This window comes from Salipiger bermudensis (assembly GCF_019801965.1).
Classification (GTDB): Bacteria; Pseudomonadota; Alphaproteobacteria; order Rhodobacterales; family Rhodobacteraceae; genus Salipiger; species Salipiger bermudensis_A.
In genome coordinates this window covers 243,668-259,587 of the sequence record NZ_JAHVIA010000006.1, presented here as the reverse complement: position 1 = coordinate 259,587, position 15,920 = coordinate 243,668, and the positions used below count along the sequence as shown (strand labels likewise).

Here is a 15,920-nt window from a genome sequence, read left to right as displayed (position 1 = left end):
GGCCGGGGCCTTGGTCAGAGGTCGATCAGGACGGACTTGGTCCGGCGGTTGGCAAGATAGGCCTCGCGGCCGAGATCCTTGCCGAGCCCCGAGGCCTTCCAGCCGCCGGTCGGTAGGATGTGGTCGCGGGTGCGGCCGTAGCGGTTGATCCAGACCGTCCCGGCCTCGAGCCGCCGCGACAGGCGCAGCGCGCGGCTGAGATCGCGGGTGAAGAGCCCGGCGGCAAGCCCGTAGGTCTGGTGCGTGGCCAGCGCCATCGCCTCCTCCTCGCCCTTGAAGGTCTGGAAGGTGGCGACAGGGCCGAAGATCTCCTGCGTCACCGCCGGGCTGTCCTGGGTGACGTTGGCGATCAGCGTGGGCTGGTAGAAGCTACCCTCGCGCTCGAAGGCAGCGCCGCCGCAGAGCAGCTCGGCGCCCTCGCCCACCGCCGCCTGCACGATGCCGTCGATGCGCGACAGCTGGCCGGCGGAGATGATCGGCGAAAAGCCTGCGTCCGGGGCCAGCGTATCCTCCGGGCGATGGCGGGCGAAGCGCGCGATCAGACGCTCGGCCAGCGGCGCGGCGATGCTCTCCTCGACGAGGATGCGCGAGCCGGCGACGCAGAACTGCCCGGCATTGGGGATGATGCCGCGCTCGAGGCACTCGGCGGTGTGGTCGAGATCGGCATCGGCAAACACCACCATCGGGCTCTTGCCACCGAGTTCCAGCGTCATCGGCTTGATGCCGGTGCGGGCGATGTTTGCCATGATCTCGGCGCCGGCGCGGGTCGAGCCGGTGAAGGAGACCTTGTCGATCTGCGGGTGACCGGTGATCGCGGTGCCGGTGACCGGCCCGTCGCCCAGGACGATGTTGATCAGCCCCGCCGGGATGCCGGCGCGCACCGAGAGCTCGGCGATGTAGAGCGTGGTGTAGGGGGTCATCTCGGAAGGCTTGAGCACCACAGCGTTGCCCGCCGCCAGCGCCGGGCCGAGCTTCCAGGCGGCCATCGAGATCGGGAAGTTCCACGGCGTGATCGCCCCGATGACACCGTAAGGCTCGTCGGCGATGTAGCCGAAGGCGCTGTCGGCGGTGGGCACCAGATCGCCGCCTTCCTTGTCGGCGAACTCGGCGAAGAAGCGGATCTGCTCGGCGGTGACCATGACGTCGCCGGTGGTCGCCTGCGCCAGCGGACGCGACGAGCAGATCGCCTCGAGATAGGCCAGACGCTCGGCCTCGGCTTCGATCAGGTCGGCCCAGGCATGCATCGCCCGGACCCGCTCGCGCGGCGCGATGCCGCCCCAGTTCGAGGCCGCGCGGGCGGCGCGGGCCGCCTGCACCGCCTCGTCGACCAGCGCCGCGTCGGCGCGGGGGATGGCGCCGATGCGTTGCCCGGTGGAGGGCGAGATGACGTCGATTTCGGCGGGGGCGGTCACGGTACGACCGGCAATGAAATGCCCCGTCGGCAGCGGGGCGTCGAAGCCTGGCATGGTGTCTCCTGTCATTGGATGCGGGCAGCTTCGGCGAAGGCGCCCGAACACAGCTGCAGAAAGCCGTGTGGCAGCAGGATTCTCTACCGGATGCAAGCGATTGGCGGCTTTTTCGGCGGTCTTCGCACGGCGCTTCGCCGCGCTGCCCAAGCACGCGTCAATCGGCGCCCGATGCGCCTGCGGCGGGGCCCTGCGCCGGACCATCTCAAGGGCTTCGCGGCGACAGACGGAGGCAATGATCCCGGCCATCGGCGGGCCGGCAGAAGCGCCCCGTCAGCGGGCCAGGCCGACCCGCGCCCGCGCCGCGCAGACCACAGACCACAGACCACAGACCACAGACCACAGACCACAGACCACAGACCACAGACCACAGACCACAGACCACAGACCACAGACCACAGACCACAGACCACAGACCACAGACCACAGACCACAGACCACAGACCACAGACCACCCCTGACAATCGCTCCCCCTTGCGCAACCTTCCAAACAGATCGACGTTATGTCCGACGAGCAGGCGGAAGACCGATGACAGACTTTCTCGACCTCATGCAGCGCTATGATGCGCTGATCTCGCTTGCGCTGATCGTGGGCCTGTTTGCCCTCTTCATGCTCGAGCTCTACCCACCGGAAGTGCCGGCCGCAGGGCTTGCGGCGCTGTTCGTGGCGCTTGGCTATGTCGGGCCCGAGGAGCTCCTGTCGGTGTTCTCGAACCCGGCGCCGCTGACCATCGCGGCGATGTTCGTGCTCTCCGGGGCATTGGTGCGGACAGGGGTGCTCGAGGCGATCTCGAACCTGGTGATCGCGCAGGCGCAGGAGCGCCCGGCGCTGGCGCTCTCGGTCATCCTCGGCGTCACACTCGCGGCCTCCGGCTTCGTCAACAACACCCCCGTGGTGCTGGTGCTGATCCCGGTGGTCATCCGCCTCGCCGCCGCGCTCGGCAAATCCGCCACCCGGCTGCTGATCCCTCTGAGCTACGTCGCCATCCTCGGCGGCACCTGCACGCTGATCGGCACCTCGACAAACCTTCTGGTCGATGGCGTGGCGCGCGGTCAGGGGCTGGAGCCGTTCCGCATCTTCGAAATCACCCCGGTGGGCATCCTCGTGGCCATCGCCGGCGGCGTGACCCTCGCCATTCTCGGGCGTTGGCTGCTGCCCGACCGCGAGGCCAGCGACCCAGACCAGATGCTGGGCGAGACCACCTTCCTCTCGGAAGCGGTGCTGACCGATGACAGCCATGCCGGCAAGCCGCTGGCCGAGGTCGCGCCGTTCAACCGCGGCGGCATCAAGGTCACCGGCCTGCGCCGCAAGGGCCAGCCCCTGCCAGGCCCGCTCGCGGAGCAAGTGCTCGAGACCGGCGACACCGTGATCTTCCGCGCACCGACCTCGGAGCTGCTGACCCTGCATGACGACCCCGCGCTCAAGATCGGCCTGCGGCGCGGCGAGCAGACCGACGCCGAGCTGGTCACTGTCGAGGTCATCGTCTCGCCCCGCAAACCGAGCCTCGGGCGCAGCCTGCGCAGCATGTCGCTGGGCCGCCGCTTCGGGGTGCGGGTGCTGGGGGCGCATCGGCACGAGCACATTCCGGGCCCGGATCTCGGCAGCGTCCGCCTGCGCCCGGCCGACAAGCTGCTGCTCGAAGGCCCGGCCAACGCCTTCGAGAGCCTCGAGGACGAGGCCCAGCTGGTCTCGATCAGCCGCCCCACCGGCCGCGCCTTCCGCCGTGGCCGGGCGCCGCTGGTGCTGGCGGCGCTGGCGGCGGTGGTCGGGCTGGCGGCGCTCGGGTGGCTCGACATCGCGACGCTGTCGATCCTCGCCGTGGCGGCCATCCTGATGCTGCGCTGCATTGATGCCGATGAGGCCTGGGGCGCGGTCGACGGCGCAATCCTCGTGCTGATCTTCGCCATGCTGGTGGTCGGGCTTGCGCTGCAGAACACCGGCGCGGTCGACCTTCTGGTCGGCTGGCTGTCACCGCCGATCAGCGGGCTTCCTCCCTATTTCGCGCTGCTGGCGGTCTACCTGCTGGCCTCGCTGCTGACCGAGACAGTGACCAACAACGCCGTCGCCGTGGTCTTCACCCCGATCGCCATCGGACTGGCCGAGAGCACCGGGCTCGATCCCCGGGCGCTGACGATGGCTGTGATGTTCGGCGCCTCGGCGAGCTTCGCGACGCCGATCGGCTACCAGACCAACACGCTGGTCTACGGCGCCGGGAACTACCGCTTCTCGGACTTCCTGAAGATCGGGCTCGCGATGAACCTCGTGGCCGCGCTCACCGCCTGTGGCGGCATCCTCTGGCTCTACGGCTAGGCCCGGCACAGGGCGCGGTCGCGGCGCGCCGTCTCTCGCGAGCCTTTCGGGAAGGCCGAGGAGGTCTTTCGGTCGCGCGTCGCTCCGGCGCGCGCCCGCCGGTCAGACCTAACCGCCGACCAGGAGCATCGGCCCACGGCCCTGCCACGAAACGCGATGCCCGCCGGGGATCTCCCACGCCCCCACCCTGCCCAGCAGGCAGACCACCCGCTAGCGGTGCTGGTCGATCTGGCCGTCGCGCGAGAGCAGGACCGCCAGCCAGCGCAGGCTGGGCATCTCGGATGCGACGACCATGACGATCACCGTCAGCGGCACCGCGAGGAACGCGCCCAGCCCGCCCCAGAGCAGCGACCAGAACACCAGCGACACGGTGATCATGAAGGTGCTCATGTTGAGCGACTTGCCCTGCATCATCGGCGTGACCACATTGCTGATGAGCTGATCCGCGCCACCGTAGAGCACGATCACTCCGACAAAGGGCCACAGGCTGTCGAACTGCGCCAGCGCCACCAGCGAGGGCAGCAGGATGCCGATGAAGGCACCGATATTGGGGATGAAGCCGACGAAGAAGATCAGGATCGCGAGGAAGGCCGCGAAATCCAGCCCGATCAGGCGGAAGACGACATAGGCCACCGTCCCGCTCATCGCGCTGGTGACGGCGTTGACCCACATGTAGTCCTTGATGCCGGTCGCCGCGCGCTTGACGATCACCGCGAAATCCGCGCCCTGCGGATCGGGCGAGGACAGCAACCTGATCTTCTTCTGCCAATCCGAGCGCTCGACCAGCAGGAACAGGAAATAGAGTGTCAGCAGCGAGGCCTGCGCCATGCTGCCGATCAGCCCGCCAGCCAGGAACACCAGCAGCGAGCCGACCTGCAGCTCCGCCACGGCCTGCTGCATCGCCTCGGCGGCGCGCGGCCCAATCAGCGTTTCGATCTGCACCAGCAGTGCCCCGAGGCGCTCCTGGTATCTCGGAAAGGCATCGACGATTTCCTCCGCTGCTGCGGAGGAGATGACGGTGAAGAGCCAGATCGTCGTGATGAAGATGATCAGCGCGAGCGCCTTGGCCTTCCAGCCCGAGATCGCGGTGCCGCCGATCGAGATCCGGCCGATCCGGTCGGTGAAGGCGGTGGCCAGCACGAAGATCAGGAAGGCCACCGCAAGCAGCTTCAGCAGGTCGCGTCCGAAATACAGCAGCGCGATCACCAGTGGCAGGCCGACGATGATCTTGAACCAGTCCGGGGTGACGACCTGTGGTGATGTCATGCTCTGCTTTCGGTTCCTCAGCGCTCCGCACCGGCGGCGCTTCGGCGATGTTAGAGGCGGCGAGGCGCGCGGCCAAGCCAATCTGTGCGCATGGCCACTGCTCGCGCGCCCGTGGTCTAGGGCGCAGGCGGCAGCAGGCCTTCGGTCTGGAACAGGGTCAGAAGCTTGACGACGGTTGCCGGGCTCAGATCGATCGAGCCCTGCATGGCGATGCCCGCGCCGCCCTCGCCGATCTCCTGCGGCGCCCCGTAGGCGAAATGCGGCTGCAAGGTCGCCAGCACCGGACCCAGCGTTGGGCAGAGCGCGCTTTCCTCCAGAACGAGCTCGATGGCCTCGAAGACCAGCGCGCGCGCGGCCGCGAGCCGGCCGCTGCCGGTCTGGATCTGGCCGAGCGCCCCGGGCGGGTCGCGCTCGAGATCGAGCAGACGGAAGACCACGCATTGATCGACCAGCTCGGCCGAGACATGCGCCAGGACGTTGGCCTGCTTGGTCTCCTCGAGTGCGCCGCGCTCCCAGCTGCCCGGGCCGGACCGAATGCACTCGTAGCTCTCCATCTTCAGCGCGCTGCGCGCGAGCACCGTTGTGTCACTGGCCTCGGTTTCAAACGACTCGATCTCGATGCGCCCGCCGCAATTGTCGGTGACGAGCCGGCCTTCGAGCAGCGCCGGCAGGCGGCTCTGGATATCGCGCAGATCGAGCAGGGCGTCGATGCCGATGCGCGTGGACGAGGCCGGCGAAAGCTGCAGCGTGATGCCGTAGTCGATCTCGGTTTCGGCCAGCGTCAGGCTGTCTTCCAGCGACAGACCGACCGCCTTGCCCTCGCGCCCCGTGAACCGCAGCGACGCGTCGCGGCCCGCCGTCTTCTCGCCGGCCCAGGCGAGCGTGTCGAGCAGCGTCTCGGCGCTCATGTCGGCGCTGCCCTTGAGCCCGGCGCCGATGCCGCCGCCGCCGATCTCCTCGATCCCGAGCGCCTCGAACTGCGGCTCGAAGAACGAGACCGGCGCAGGAGGGTCGGGGCAGATCGGGTTGGCCTCGAGCACCCGGGCGGTCTCCTCGAGGAAGGCGGCCCGGACCTTCTCGGTCAGGCCAAACAGAGTCGCCAGCCCGCCAAGCAGGCCGCGCGGCTTCAGATCGAGCCCGGTCAGGCTGAGCCGGATGCAATTGCCGTCAAGCTCGGCACGGGCCTGCGCCGCCGCGTCGATGGTCTGCGAGATCATCCGCCACCCGCGCTGCTCCTCGGCGCTTCCCTTCGCCTTGCAGCGGTAGAGCGACGCCCGGACCGACGCCCCGGCCCGCACCGTATCGCCCTGCGCCTCGCTGCCGATGAAATCGACCGTCAGCCCGAGATTGCACGACGGATCGATGGGGCCCGACAGACGCTCGGGCAAGACCGATTGGATCCCGCGCAGATCGGCGAGCGCGTTGAGGCCGAGCCGCGTCTCCCCGGTCGGGCGCAGCCCGAGGTAGAGGCCGAAGGGCACTTCGCCATCGCGGCCCTCAAGGCTCTGGGAGACACGGAACTGCACGTCGCCGGCATAGGTCTCCGGCGGGACCGGGGCACCGAGATCGACCGCGTCGAAGGCGAAGACCTCCTCCTGCGTCCCGTTACAGGACGCGACCGCCAAGGCGCTGAGCGCGAGCACGGCAAAGCGCCGCATCCGATCCGCGATCCGTTTCCGGAGGGGCGCGCCCTGCTCTGCGCGAGGCCCTCGCGGGCCTGTCGGGGCGCCGCGTCCCGTTGGTCGTTTGTCACCGCAGGAGCCAACCATGTTGCACCGTTCCTTCCTTGCGCGCTGCTCGAGGCCGCCGACAAAGGCCGCCCCTGCAGCCCTCCCAACCTTAGCAAGAAAACTCTCAATGCGATCGCCTTTCATCGCGTCGTCAGCCGAATTGCCTGCGACCTTTCGCTCCGGCGCGTCGGTCACACCCGCACGCCGCGCAGCAGGACCGCCAGCGCGGGTTCGACACCGGCACCTGAGGCCGGGCGATGCACCCACGCAGCGACCCGCAGGTCACCTCCTCGGAGAACGGGACCCGCCGCTCTTGGGGCACCTGCCGAAAGAAGCGGCAGGCGTGCCGCAAGGCCCCGGGACGGCGCGCCCGAGATTGCACATTGCGGCCGAGCCCACCAAGGTGACGCTCGTAAACCACCAGACCGGCGCCGTCTTCGCGGCCAACCGGTCAGCGGCTCGCACGGGAAGGATCGCGCCATGTCACAGGTCATGAGTTGGGAGGAATGGTTCAGCCATGATGGCGTGGCCCTCGCAGAGCGGCTGCGCCGCAAGGAGCTGAGCGCCTCCGAGATCGCCGCGCAGGCGGCAGAGGGCATTGCCGGGGTCAACGGCGCGGTCTGCGGCGTGATCGAGATCTTCGACGATGCGGTGGCCGATCCGGTCGCCAACGGGGCCGCGCCGGACGGGCCTTTCGCCGGCCTGCCCTTCCTGCTCAAGGATCTCGGACCGACGATGGCCGGGCGGCTGCAGGAACAGGGTTCGCTGTTCATGCAGGGCAACCGCCCCGAGGCGGATTCGTTTCTCGTCACCAAGATGAAGGCGGCGGGGCTCAACATCATCGGGCGCAGCACCACGCCGGAATTCGGCTGCTGTTCCTCCGCCGAGAACCCGGCGGTCTATGTCACGCGCAACCCGTGGGACACCGACTTCACCAGCTGCGGCTCCTCCGCCGGCTCGGCGGTGATGGTCGGCGCGGGCGTGCTGCCGCTCGCCCACGGCACCGACGGCGGCGGCTCGATCCGCATTCCCGCCGGCACCTGCGGCGCGATCGGGCTCAAGTCGTCGCGCGGGACGTTTTCCATCGCGCCCTACGGCTCGGATTTCACCTCGGTGGTCTCGACCCAGGGCTGCATCAGCCGCACCGTGCGCGACACCGCCACCTTCGTCGACGCCTGCCGCGGCGGGGCGCCGGGCGAGTTCATGCCCTACTGGATGCCGGACACGCCCTTTACCGAGCAGATCACCCGCGATCCCAGGCCACTTCGCATCGCCGTCTCGCATGAATGGGGCCCCTACCGCGCCACGCCGCATATCGCCGCGGAGCTCGAGAAGGCCGCGAAGCTGCTGGAAGGGCTCGGGCATCATGTCGAGTGGCTGGCGCCGACGGTCGATTTCGCCCGCGCCTACGCGGCGCAAACCACCTGCTACATCACCAATTTTGCCCAGACCGTGGACGCGCTGCTGAAGTCGCGTGGCCTCGAGACCCCGCCGGAGGCGCTGATCGAGCCGATGAACAGGCGGATCTGGGAGCAGGGCATCGACGCCAGCTACAGTGACCGCACCCGGATGCAGCTCGACTTCAACGAGACCGCCCGCGCCTTCGGTGCCTTCCACGAGACCTGGGACATCATCCTGACGCCGGTCACTGCGCGGGAAACCCCGCCCATCGGCACCACCGAGTATCTCACCACCACCGACACCGCCTCGGCGCTCGACTGGTTCGAGAACCTCTGGGGCTTCTTCGCCTACACCCCGCTGAACAATCTCTGCGGCACGCCCGCGATTTCGCTGCCAATGGGGCGCCACGCCAACGGGCTGCCGCTCGGGATCCAGGCGCAGGCGGCGCAGGGCGCCGACGGGCTGCTGCTGCAGCTCGCGGCGCAGGTCGAGCGCGCGGTGGAGGGAAAATGGATGTCGGGCGAGCTGCCAGCCGTGCACGTCACGCGGCTCTGATGGCAAGGGAAAGTTCCTGCAGCGCCGGCGGCGAATAGAACAAGACGCTAGGCCGGCCGCTCGGCTCTCAGCCGCCTCCTGACGGGACAGCGCCGCGCTAGCTGTCGGCGCCGTCTCGGCGCTCGAGCCATTGCATCAGGCGGGCGCCCTCGCTCTGGTCGTGCTCCCACGCAGCACCCGCGGCCGCTTCCGGATCGCGCGCCCGAAGCGCCGCGATCAGTGGCGCGTGCTGTGCGATGATGTCTTCCGGGCCGGAGGCCACGTGCTCGTTGCTGGTGGCGATGAAGAGCCGCACCTGCTGCTCGACGAGCCGGTACTGTGTCGCGAGGCGCTTGTGGCCGGCGCTGTCGACGATGGCACGGTGCAGCGCGAAATCCGCCTCGTTCATCCGACGCCGGTCGCCGCTGGCGCAGGCCGCCTCGAGCGCCGCAAACGCCGCTTCGAGCGCATCGTAAACCTCAGGCTCGGAACGGCCCGCCGCGAGGCGCGACGCCAGGCTCTCGAGGCTGCCGCGCAGGGTCCAGAGCTCCCAGACATCCTCGGCGCTGAGCGAGGCGACCTCCCAGCCGGTATAGGGGATCTGCACCACGATGCCCTCGACCGCGAGCCGTTGCAGCCCCATGCGGACGGTCGAGCGGGCAACGCCAAGCTGTTCGGCAAGCGCATTCTCGGTCAGCCGGCCACCGGGAGCGACATCGCCCGAGAGGATGAAATCGCGAAGATGCTCCGTCACCAGCGCCTCGGTGGATTGTCTTTGCACCGGGCGCAGCTTGTTGATGCTCATCCTCGTCCTCCCCTCGGGGCCGCCGCCGGCCCCGCCCTCACCGCGATCAGTCGAGCGGCGTCGCGATGCTCACCCGCGCCCCGCGGGCCTCGATCGCCTCCGCCGCATCCAGCACCACATCTTCGCGGTAGCGCGCGGAGACCAGCTGGATCCCGAGCGGCGTGCCGTCTTCCGTCGCACCCGTCGCGAGGCAGAGCGACGGCATGCCCCCGACCGGCAAGCCGATCATCGCCATCTGAGATGTCCAGACGCGCTGATAGTCGGCCTCCCCTTTCAGGTCAAGATTGTCGGCAAAGGGCAGGTCCGCCGAGGGCGGCAGCAGCACGACCGGGTAGCGCTCGAGGAATTCCGCCCAGGCGCGGGCGATTCCGATGCGCGAGATCAGCGCGCGCGAGAAGGCCTCCTTGTCGATCTGCTCGGCCAGGCGGCGCTGGCCGCGCAGCGCGGCGATGGCGCCGGGATCGCCCTCGGCTTCGGCGGCGGCGACCTGCGCCTCGTAACCGTCTCCCATCCAGAGCGTGAGCTGCACCGTGACCGCGTCGGCGATCGGCGGCAGGCTGTCGAGCTCGTCGACCTGCCAGCCGGCATCGCGCAGCTTCTCCGCCGCGGCGCGCAGCTCCGCCTCCAGTTCGGGCGCTGTCTCCATGCCATCGGGGCGCAGGCAAAGCGCCGCGCGCCGGGCCACCGCAGGCCCCGTCAGCGGCACCGGAACCGACCACGGATCGCGCGGATCTGGCCCCGCCATCACCTCGAAGCCGAGCCGCAGATCCGCCACCGTCCGCGCCAGCGGCCCGGAGACCGCCATCAGCTGCGCCCCGACCGGACGGTCCGGGCTCGAGGCATTGTAGGCCGGCACCCGCCCGAGGCTCGGGCGCAGGCCGTGAATGCCGCAGGCATAGGCCGGGTAGCGGATCGAGCCGGCGATGTCGGTGCCATGCGCGATGGCGCCGATCCCCGCCGCTGCCGCGGCCCCTGCCCCGCCCGAGGAGCCCCCCGGCGTCAGGGCCCGGTTGCGCGGATTGTAGGTGTGGCCGTGGACGAGATTGTTGGTGAACCACCGGTAGCCGAAACAGGGCATGTTGGTGCGCCCCAGAGGCAGCGCGCCGGCGCGCAGCATGCTGGCCACGAAGGGGCTGTCGGTCTTGGCGATCAGGCCGGCCTGCGAGGTCAGGCCGTTGGTCGTCGCATAGCCCGCCTGATCGGCATTGACCTTGATGGTCACCGGCACCCCGGCCAGGTGCCCCGGATCCTCACCCGCCGCGATCATGGTGTCGATGCGGCTGGCGGCGGCGAGAACCTCGTCCGGGCGATACTCCACCACGGCGTTGATCGCCGGGTTGACCGCCTCGAGGCGCTCGAGCGCGGCGGCGGCGACCTCGGTCGCGCTGACCGCCCCGCTGCGCACAAGCGCCGCGATCTGGGTTGCGGGAAGGCTCCAGAGCGGATCGGTCGGTGTCATGTGTCAGTCTTTCCTGTAAGCGCCGGTTTCGGGGAACAGCGGCTCTCCCTCCGCGACCGCGTCTGCCCAGGGGTGCCAGGGCTCGGCCATGCCCTCGTTGCGCGCGCCGAGGTGCCGCACCGCGCCGAGAGTGGTGAAATGGTTCGGGTGATCCATGCGCTCGGCCAGCACCACCGGGTATTTCGACGCCAGCGTCGCGATGATCTCGTCTCCGAGCCGGGCGTCGGCCACCACGGTCGGCGGCGCGGAGCTGTCGAAGCGCGGGGCCGCGATGGCGTCTTCGAGCGAGAAGCCGTAATCCGCAATGTGGATCAGCGCCTGGTAGACCGCGGGCAGGATCTTGCGCCCGCCCGAGCCACCGAGCGCGACCACGTCCTCGCCGGGGCCGCTCATCATCATCGGCGCGTAATTCGCCAGCGCCTTCTTGCCGGGCGCCAGCGCATTGACCCGGCCGGGGCGCGGGTCGAACCAGTTGACGCCGTTGTTGAGCAGGATCCCGGTCTGCGGCGAGACCACGCCGGAGCCGAAGAGCGACAGCAGCGTCTGGGTCAGCGAGACGGTCATGCCGTCACGGTCGACGACGCTGAAATGCGTCGTGCAGGAGGGCAGCCGGCGCTCTGCGCCGTCCCCCAGAACCGAAAAGCGATGCGACCAAGCGGCGTCGAGCGCATCGCAGGCGGCCAAGACATCCTCCGGGCTCGGTACTTCGGAGACCGGCTTGGCCCGCGCCGCGAGCGTGCGCAGGGCCAGCGCAACGGTTACGCCGCCATTGAGCTCGGGCACCAGGTGCAGGGTGTGATCGCGGTAGGGCTCGGAAGCCGCCTCGGCGTGCACCGCCTCGAACCCGGAGAGATCCTCTCGGGAGAGATAACCGCCAAGCGCCTGGACATCCTCGGCCAGCGCCTCGGCGATCGGCCCCTCATAGAGCGCCGACGGCCCCTGCTCGGCGATGGTCTTGAGCGTCGGGACGAGCGCCGGGTTGGTTATCCGCGCGACCTTGCCGCTCACCGCCGCGGGACTCGCCAGCGGCAGGCCGCCGGGCAGGAAAATCCCGGCGCAGGCCGGGTTGCGCGACAGCCGCGCCATGTCCTGCGCGATCCAGGCGGTGGTCTGCGCGTCGACGATGGGCCCGGCCTCGGCCAGCGCGATGGCGGGCGCCACCAGCTCCGCCCAGGGCAGCCGCCCGAAGCGTTCATGCGCCACCTGAAGCCCGCGCAGCAGCCCCGGGATGCAGATCGACTTCGCACCGATCACATTGCGATCCTTGAGCACGTTGGGCCAGCCGAAGAGATCCGCGTCCTTGCCCTCGACGAGTGGGAAATCCGTCGGATCGAGTGATGCCGGCGAGCGCGCACCCGCGTCGATCGCCGTCACTGCCTCTCCCAGCGGCTTGACCAGCATCGCGCCGACGCCGCCAAGACCGCTCATCCAGGGCTCGAGAACGCCAATGGCGAAGGAGACCGCGATGGCCGCGTCGACCGCGCTGCCGCCACGGGCGAGGATGTCGCTGCCGATCTGCGCCGCCTGCCGGTTCTGCGAGACGACGACACCGCCCTCGCTGCTTGTCGCGGGTTTGGATCGCAAGATCCGCCGCGAGAGGTTCGGGGAGCGGATGTCGGTGATGGTCTGTGTCATGGGTCTTCTCGTGCCAGTGTGTCGCGCGGCGCTCCGGTCCCGGTGCCACGCTGGTATTCGTCGATTGTCGCGGGAATGCCGCGCCTTGGCCCGGTCAGCCCGGTTCCGTCGCGCTTTGCTCTGCGACGGTCGGGCCGTTGGGCATCAGCCGAAGGTCCTCCGGCAGGTTACGCCATGTCCAGTCGGTTGCGCGCATCATCATCTCGCCCGGCGCCAGCGCGGTCAGGATCTCTCCGGCGATTGGCCGGAAATCGGCGCGGAAGTGGATCGCGCTCTTCACCACCACGATGTTCTCGGTTTCGGGCTCTATGCCAAGGAAGCGAAACATCTCGCGGTCCGCAAGCTGCGTGACCTGCGAGCCCACCGCGATGCGCACTCCGCCGATGCGCAGGCAGGCCGAGAGGCCGAGCTCCATGTTGCGCATGCCGTAATATGGGCCCGAGGTCCTGAGCCGGCCGTCGGAGACCGCGTCGACGGTGAACAGCGCCTCGAACGGGCTGTCGCCCTGTGCCGGCGAGCGTCCGCCAAGCGCCAGCCGGATCTCGGCGCCGACGCCCGCCGCGTGGGCGGCCCGCGCGGCCTCCGGATCGTGCAGGATGCCGAGGCAGGCGCCCTGCGCATTCTGCGCCACCAGCGCCCTCAGGAGCCCCGTCGTGTCGGAGCTGCCGCCGGCGCCGGGGTTGTCCTGCGCGTCGGCGATGATCACCGGGTGGATGCCCTCGGCGTTGAGCGACTTGGCCTGCGCCACCGCAGCCTCGGCCTCGTAGAGCGGCCCGCGGAAAGACTCCTCCGCTCCGAGCACCGCCGCGTTCATCGCGTCCGCCGCCGCGGCAGCCTGTTCAGGCGTCTCGCCATAGGCCCAGACCACCGGGCTGCAGCAGGCGATGTCGGCCGCCGGAAAGCCCATCGTGTAGGACACCGAGACCGCGCCTTCCGGCCCCTCGAGCGCCGCGACGCGCTCGTAGAGCCCCTTGGCAGGCGCGTCATCCGTCGATTGCCAGCAGATCGGCTTGAGATAGGGGATCCGGTGCATCGCCTTCTCGAAGGGGCGACCGTGCGCGACCCGGCGCTGGAGCAGCGCGTGCGCCCGGCGTCCGGTCTCGGACATGTCGACATGAGGGTAGGTGCGGAAGGCCAACAGCGCGTCGGACAGCGCGACCATGCGCTCCGAGACGTTGGCATGCAGGTCGAGGCTGACGATCACCGGGATGTCGTCGCCGGCGACCGCGCGCACCCGCTCGAGCAGGGTGCCTTCGCCGTCGGGCGCGTGCTCGGCCACCATCGCGCCGTGCAGGTCGAGAAAGATCGCGTCGGCGGGCAGCGCCGCACGGATGCCCTCGACGATCTCCCCGGCGAGGCGCTCGTAGGTGTCGCGCGTGACGAAGCCCGACGGGCAGGCGGCGGCCCAGAGCAGGGGCACGATCTCGTCGCCCTCGGCAGAGGCGGCCTCGATGAAGCCGGCCGCCGCCATGTTGACGCCGGGGCCCAGCTCGTCGAACAGCGCCTCGCCGCGGCAGAGCGGCGGATAGCCTCCGCCATGCGCAAAGGCGGTATCGTCGGCGCGGCTGGCGGCGAAGGTGTTGGTCTCGTGAAGGAAACCGGCGAGAAGGATCCGCATGGCGGGGCGCTCCTGAGGTTGTGTGCCGTGGTCAGGCCGGGGCCATGCCCGGCATCCCGGCAGCGGGACGGAAGTTCTGGAAATCCCAGTCGGGCGCCGGGGCCGCGTCGATCAACGCGCGGGTGTAATCGTGGCGCGGATTGGCGAGCACATCGCCCGCCGCCCCCTGCTCGACGATCCGGCCCTTCTGCATCACCACCACGGTGTTGCAGATCTGCGCCGCGACCCGCAGGTCATGGGTGATGAACAGGATCGAGACGCCGGTATTGGCGCGGATGTCCTCGAGCAGCCGCAGCACCTGCGCCTGCACCGTCACGTCGAGCGCCGAGACTGCCTCGTCCGCGATCAGCAGGTCGGGCTTCATCACCACGGCGCGCGCGATGGCGATGCGTTGGCGCTGGCCGCCGGAGAATTGGTGCGGGTAACGGTTCATCACCGAGGCCGGCATGTTGACCAGCTCGAGCGTCTCGCCCGCGCGGCGCCGCGCCTCGCCCTCGTCGATGCCGTAGTTGATCAGCCCTTCCATCAGCGATTGCCCGATGGTTCGCCGCGGGTTGAGCGAGCGGTAGGGATCCTGGAAGATGTATTGCACCTGTTTGCGCACGTCGCGCAGGCGGCGCATCGGCACGATGTCCTGCCCGTTCACCACGACCGCGCCCTGAGAGGGATCGGTCAGCCGCATGACGCAGCGCGCCACCGTCGACTTGCCCGAGCCGGATTCACCGATGATGCCGGTGATCTCGCCCTTATGAACGGTGAAGCTCACCTCCTGAGCCGCGAGCACCGAGTGATCGGAGATCAGCCCCTTCTTGCCGTAGCGCTTCACCAGCCCGACCACTTCGAGCACCTTCGGCTGCCCCGTCACCGGGCTGCGGCGCGGGATCAGGCTCGGCACCGACGAGACCAGCATCCGGGTGTAGTCCTGCTTCGGCGCGGTCAGGATCTCGTCGCGGGTTCCGGTCTCGACCAGCTCGCCACGGTTCATCACCACGATGCGGTCGGCGATCTCGGAGACCACCCCGAAATCGTGGGTGACGAAGACGACGGCGGTCTTTTCCTGCTCCTGGAGCTCCTTGATGAGGTGCAGGATCTGCTTCTGCGTGGTCACGTCGAGCGCCGTGGTGGGCTCGTCGGCCAGCAGCAGGCGCGGCCGCAGGATCAGCGCCATGGCGATCACGATGCGCTGGCGCTGGCCGCCGGAAAGCTCGTGCGGGAAGGCCTTGTAGATGCGGGTGACGTCGGGCAGGTGCACCCGCTCCATCATCTCGAGCACCTTCTTGCGGCGCTGAGCGGCGCTGTCCTTGGTGTGCAGCCGGAGCACCTCGTCGATCTGCTCGCCCACGGTCTTCACAGGGTTGAGCGCGGTCATCGGTTCCTGGAACACCATCGCCACGCCGGCCGCGCGCAGGGCGCGCATCCGCGCCGCGCTCACCTGCAGGACATCCTCGCCGTCGAGCAGGATGCGGCCCTTGCTCACCTGGAGGGCATCTTTCGGCAGCAGCCCCATCACCGCCATCGAGGTCACGGACTTGCCCGACCCGGACTCGCCCACCACGCAGACCGTCTCGCCCTCCTTCACGTCGAACGAGATGTCGCGCACGATCGGCTTGCGGCCCGCCGGGCGGGTGTCGATGGTCACGCCCTCGACAGAGAGGACGACGCGGGATTGGTTATCTGTCGTCATTGGCATCGGTC

10 protein-coding genes are annotated in these 15,920 nt (G+C 69.4%); 2 read left to right on the top strand and 8 right to left on the bottom strand.

Translation table 11 applies throughout. The annotated features are described in order from the left end of the window. Positions 1-14 precede the first annotated feature (14 nt). Positions 15-1,466, bottom strand: coding sequence for an aldehyde dehydrogenase family protein (locus KUV62_RS15060; protein ID WP_222604541.1), 1,452 nt, complete (start codon positions 1,464-1,466; stop codon positions 15-17). Positions 1,467-1,995: 529 nt separating this feature from the next. Here KUV62_RS15060 and KUV62_RS15055 point away from each other — a divergent pair. Beyond that, positions 1,996-3,777, top strand: coding sequence for an SLC13 family permease (locus KUV62_RS15055; protein ID WP_222604540.1), 1,782 nt, complete (start codon positions 1,996-1,998; stop codon positions 3,775-3,777). Between the two features lie 210 nt (positions 3,778-3,987). On the opposite strand, the gene KUV62_RS15050 is transcribed toward KUV62_RS15055, so the two are convergent. Beyond that, on the bottom strand, positions 3,988-5,043 hold the full coding sequence (locus KUV62_RS15050; protein WP_222604539.1) for an AI-2E family transporter: 1,056 nt from the start codon (positions 5,041-5,043) through the stop codon (positions 3,988-3,990). Between the two features lie 116 nt (positions 5,044-5,159). Beyond that, positions 5,160-6,701, bottom strand: coding sequence for a hypothetical protein (locus KUV62_RS15045; RefSeq protein WP_222604538.1), 1,542 nt, complete (start codon positions 6,699-6,701; stop codon positions 5,160-5,162). Positions 6,702-7,253: 552 nt separating this feature from the next. On the opposite strand from KUV62_RS15045, the gene KUV62_RS15040 reads away from it, so the two are divergent. Further along, entirely contained in the window at positions 7,254-8,729 is a 1,476-nt protein-coding gene (locus KUV62_RS15040; protein ID WP_222604537.1) for an amidase, read from the top strand. Between the two features lie 97 nt (positions 8,730-8,826). Here the strand turns inward: KUV62_RS15040 and KUV62_RS15035 are convergent, their stop codons facing one another. The 5 genes from KUV62_RS15035 to KUV62_RS15015 all read right to left on the bottom strand — a co-directional run bounded on the left by KUV62_RS15035 (position 8,827) and on the right by KUV62_RS15015 (position 15,909). Continuing rightward, the gene (locus KUV62_RS15035) at positions 8,827-9,513 is read right to left on the bottom strand and encodes a GntR family transcriptional regulator (protein WP_222604536.1); all 687 of its coding nucleotides are present in this window, start codon (positions 9,511-9,513) and stop codon (positions 8,827-8,829) included. 46 nt (positions 9,514-9,559) lie between these two features. Further along, the gene (locus KUV62_RS15030; protein ID WP_222604535.1) at positions 9,560-10,972 is read right to left on the bottom strand and encodes an amidase family protein; all 1,413 of its coding nucleotides are present in this window, start codon (positions 10,970-10,972) and stop codon (positions 9,560-9,562) included. Between the two features lie 3 nt (positions 10,973-10,975). Next, complete coding sequence (locus KUV62_RS15025) at positions 10,976-12,607, bottom strand: gamma-glutamyltransferase family protein (RefSeq protein WP_222604534.1); 1,632 nt, start codon at positions 12,605-12,607, stop codon at positions 10,976-10,978. 94 nt (positions 12,608-12,701) lie between these two features. Continuing rightward, entirely contained in the window at positions 12,702-14,225 is a 1,524-nt protein-coding gene (locus tag KUV62_RS15020) for a M81 family metallopeptidase (protein ID WP_222604533.1), read from the bottom strand. A gap of 31 nt (positions 14,226-14,256) precedes the next feature. Next, complete coding sequence (locus KUV62_RS15015; protein ID WP_222604532.1) at positions 14,257-15,909, bottom strand: dipeptide ABC transporter ATP-binding protein; 1,653 nt, start codon at positions 15,907-15,909, stop codon at positions 14,257-14,259. Positions 15,910-15,920: the final 11 nt, after the last annotated feature.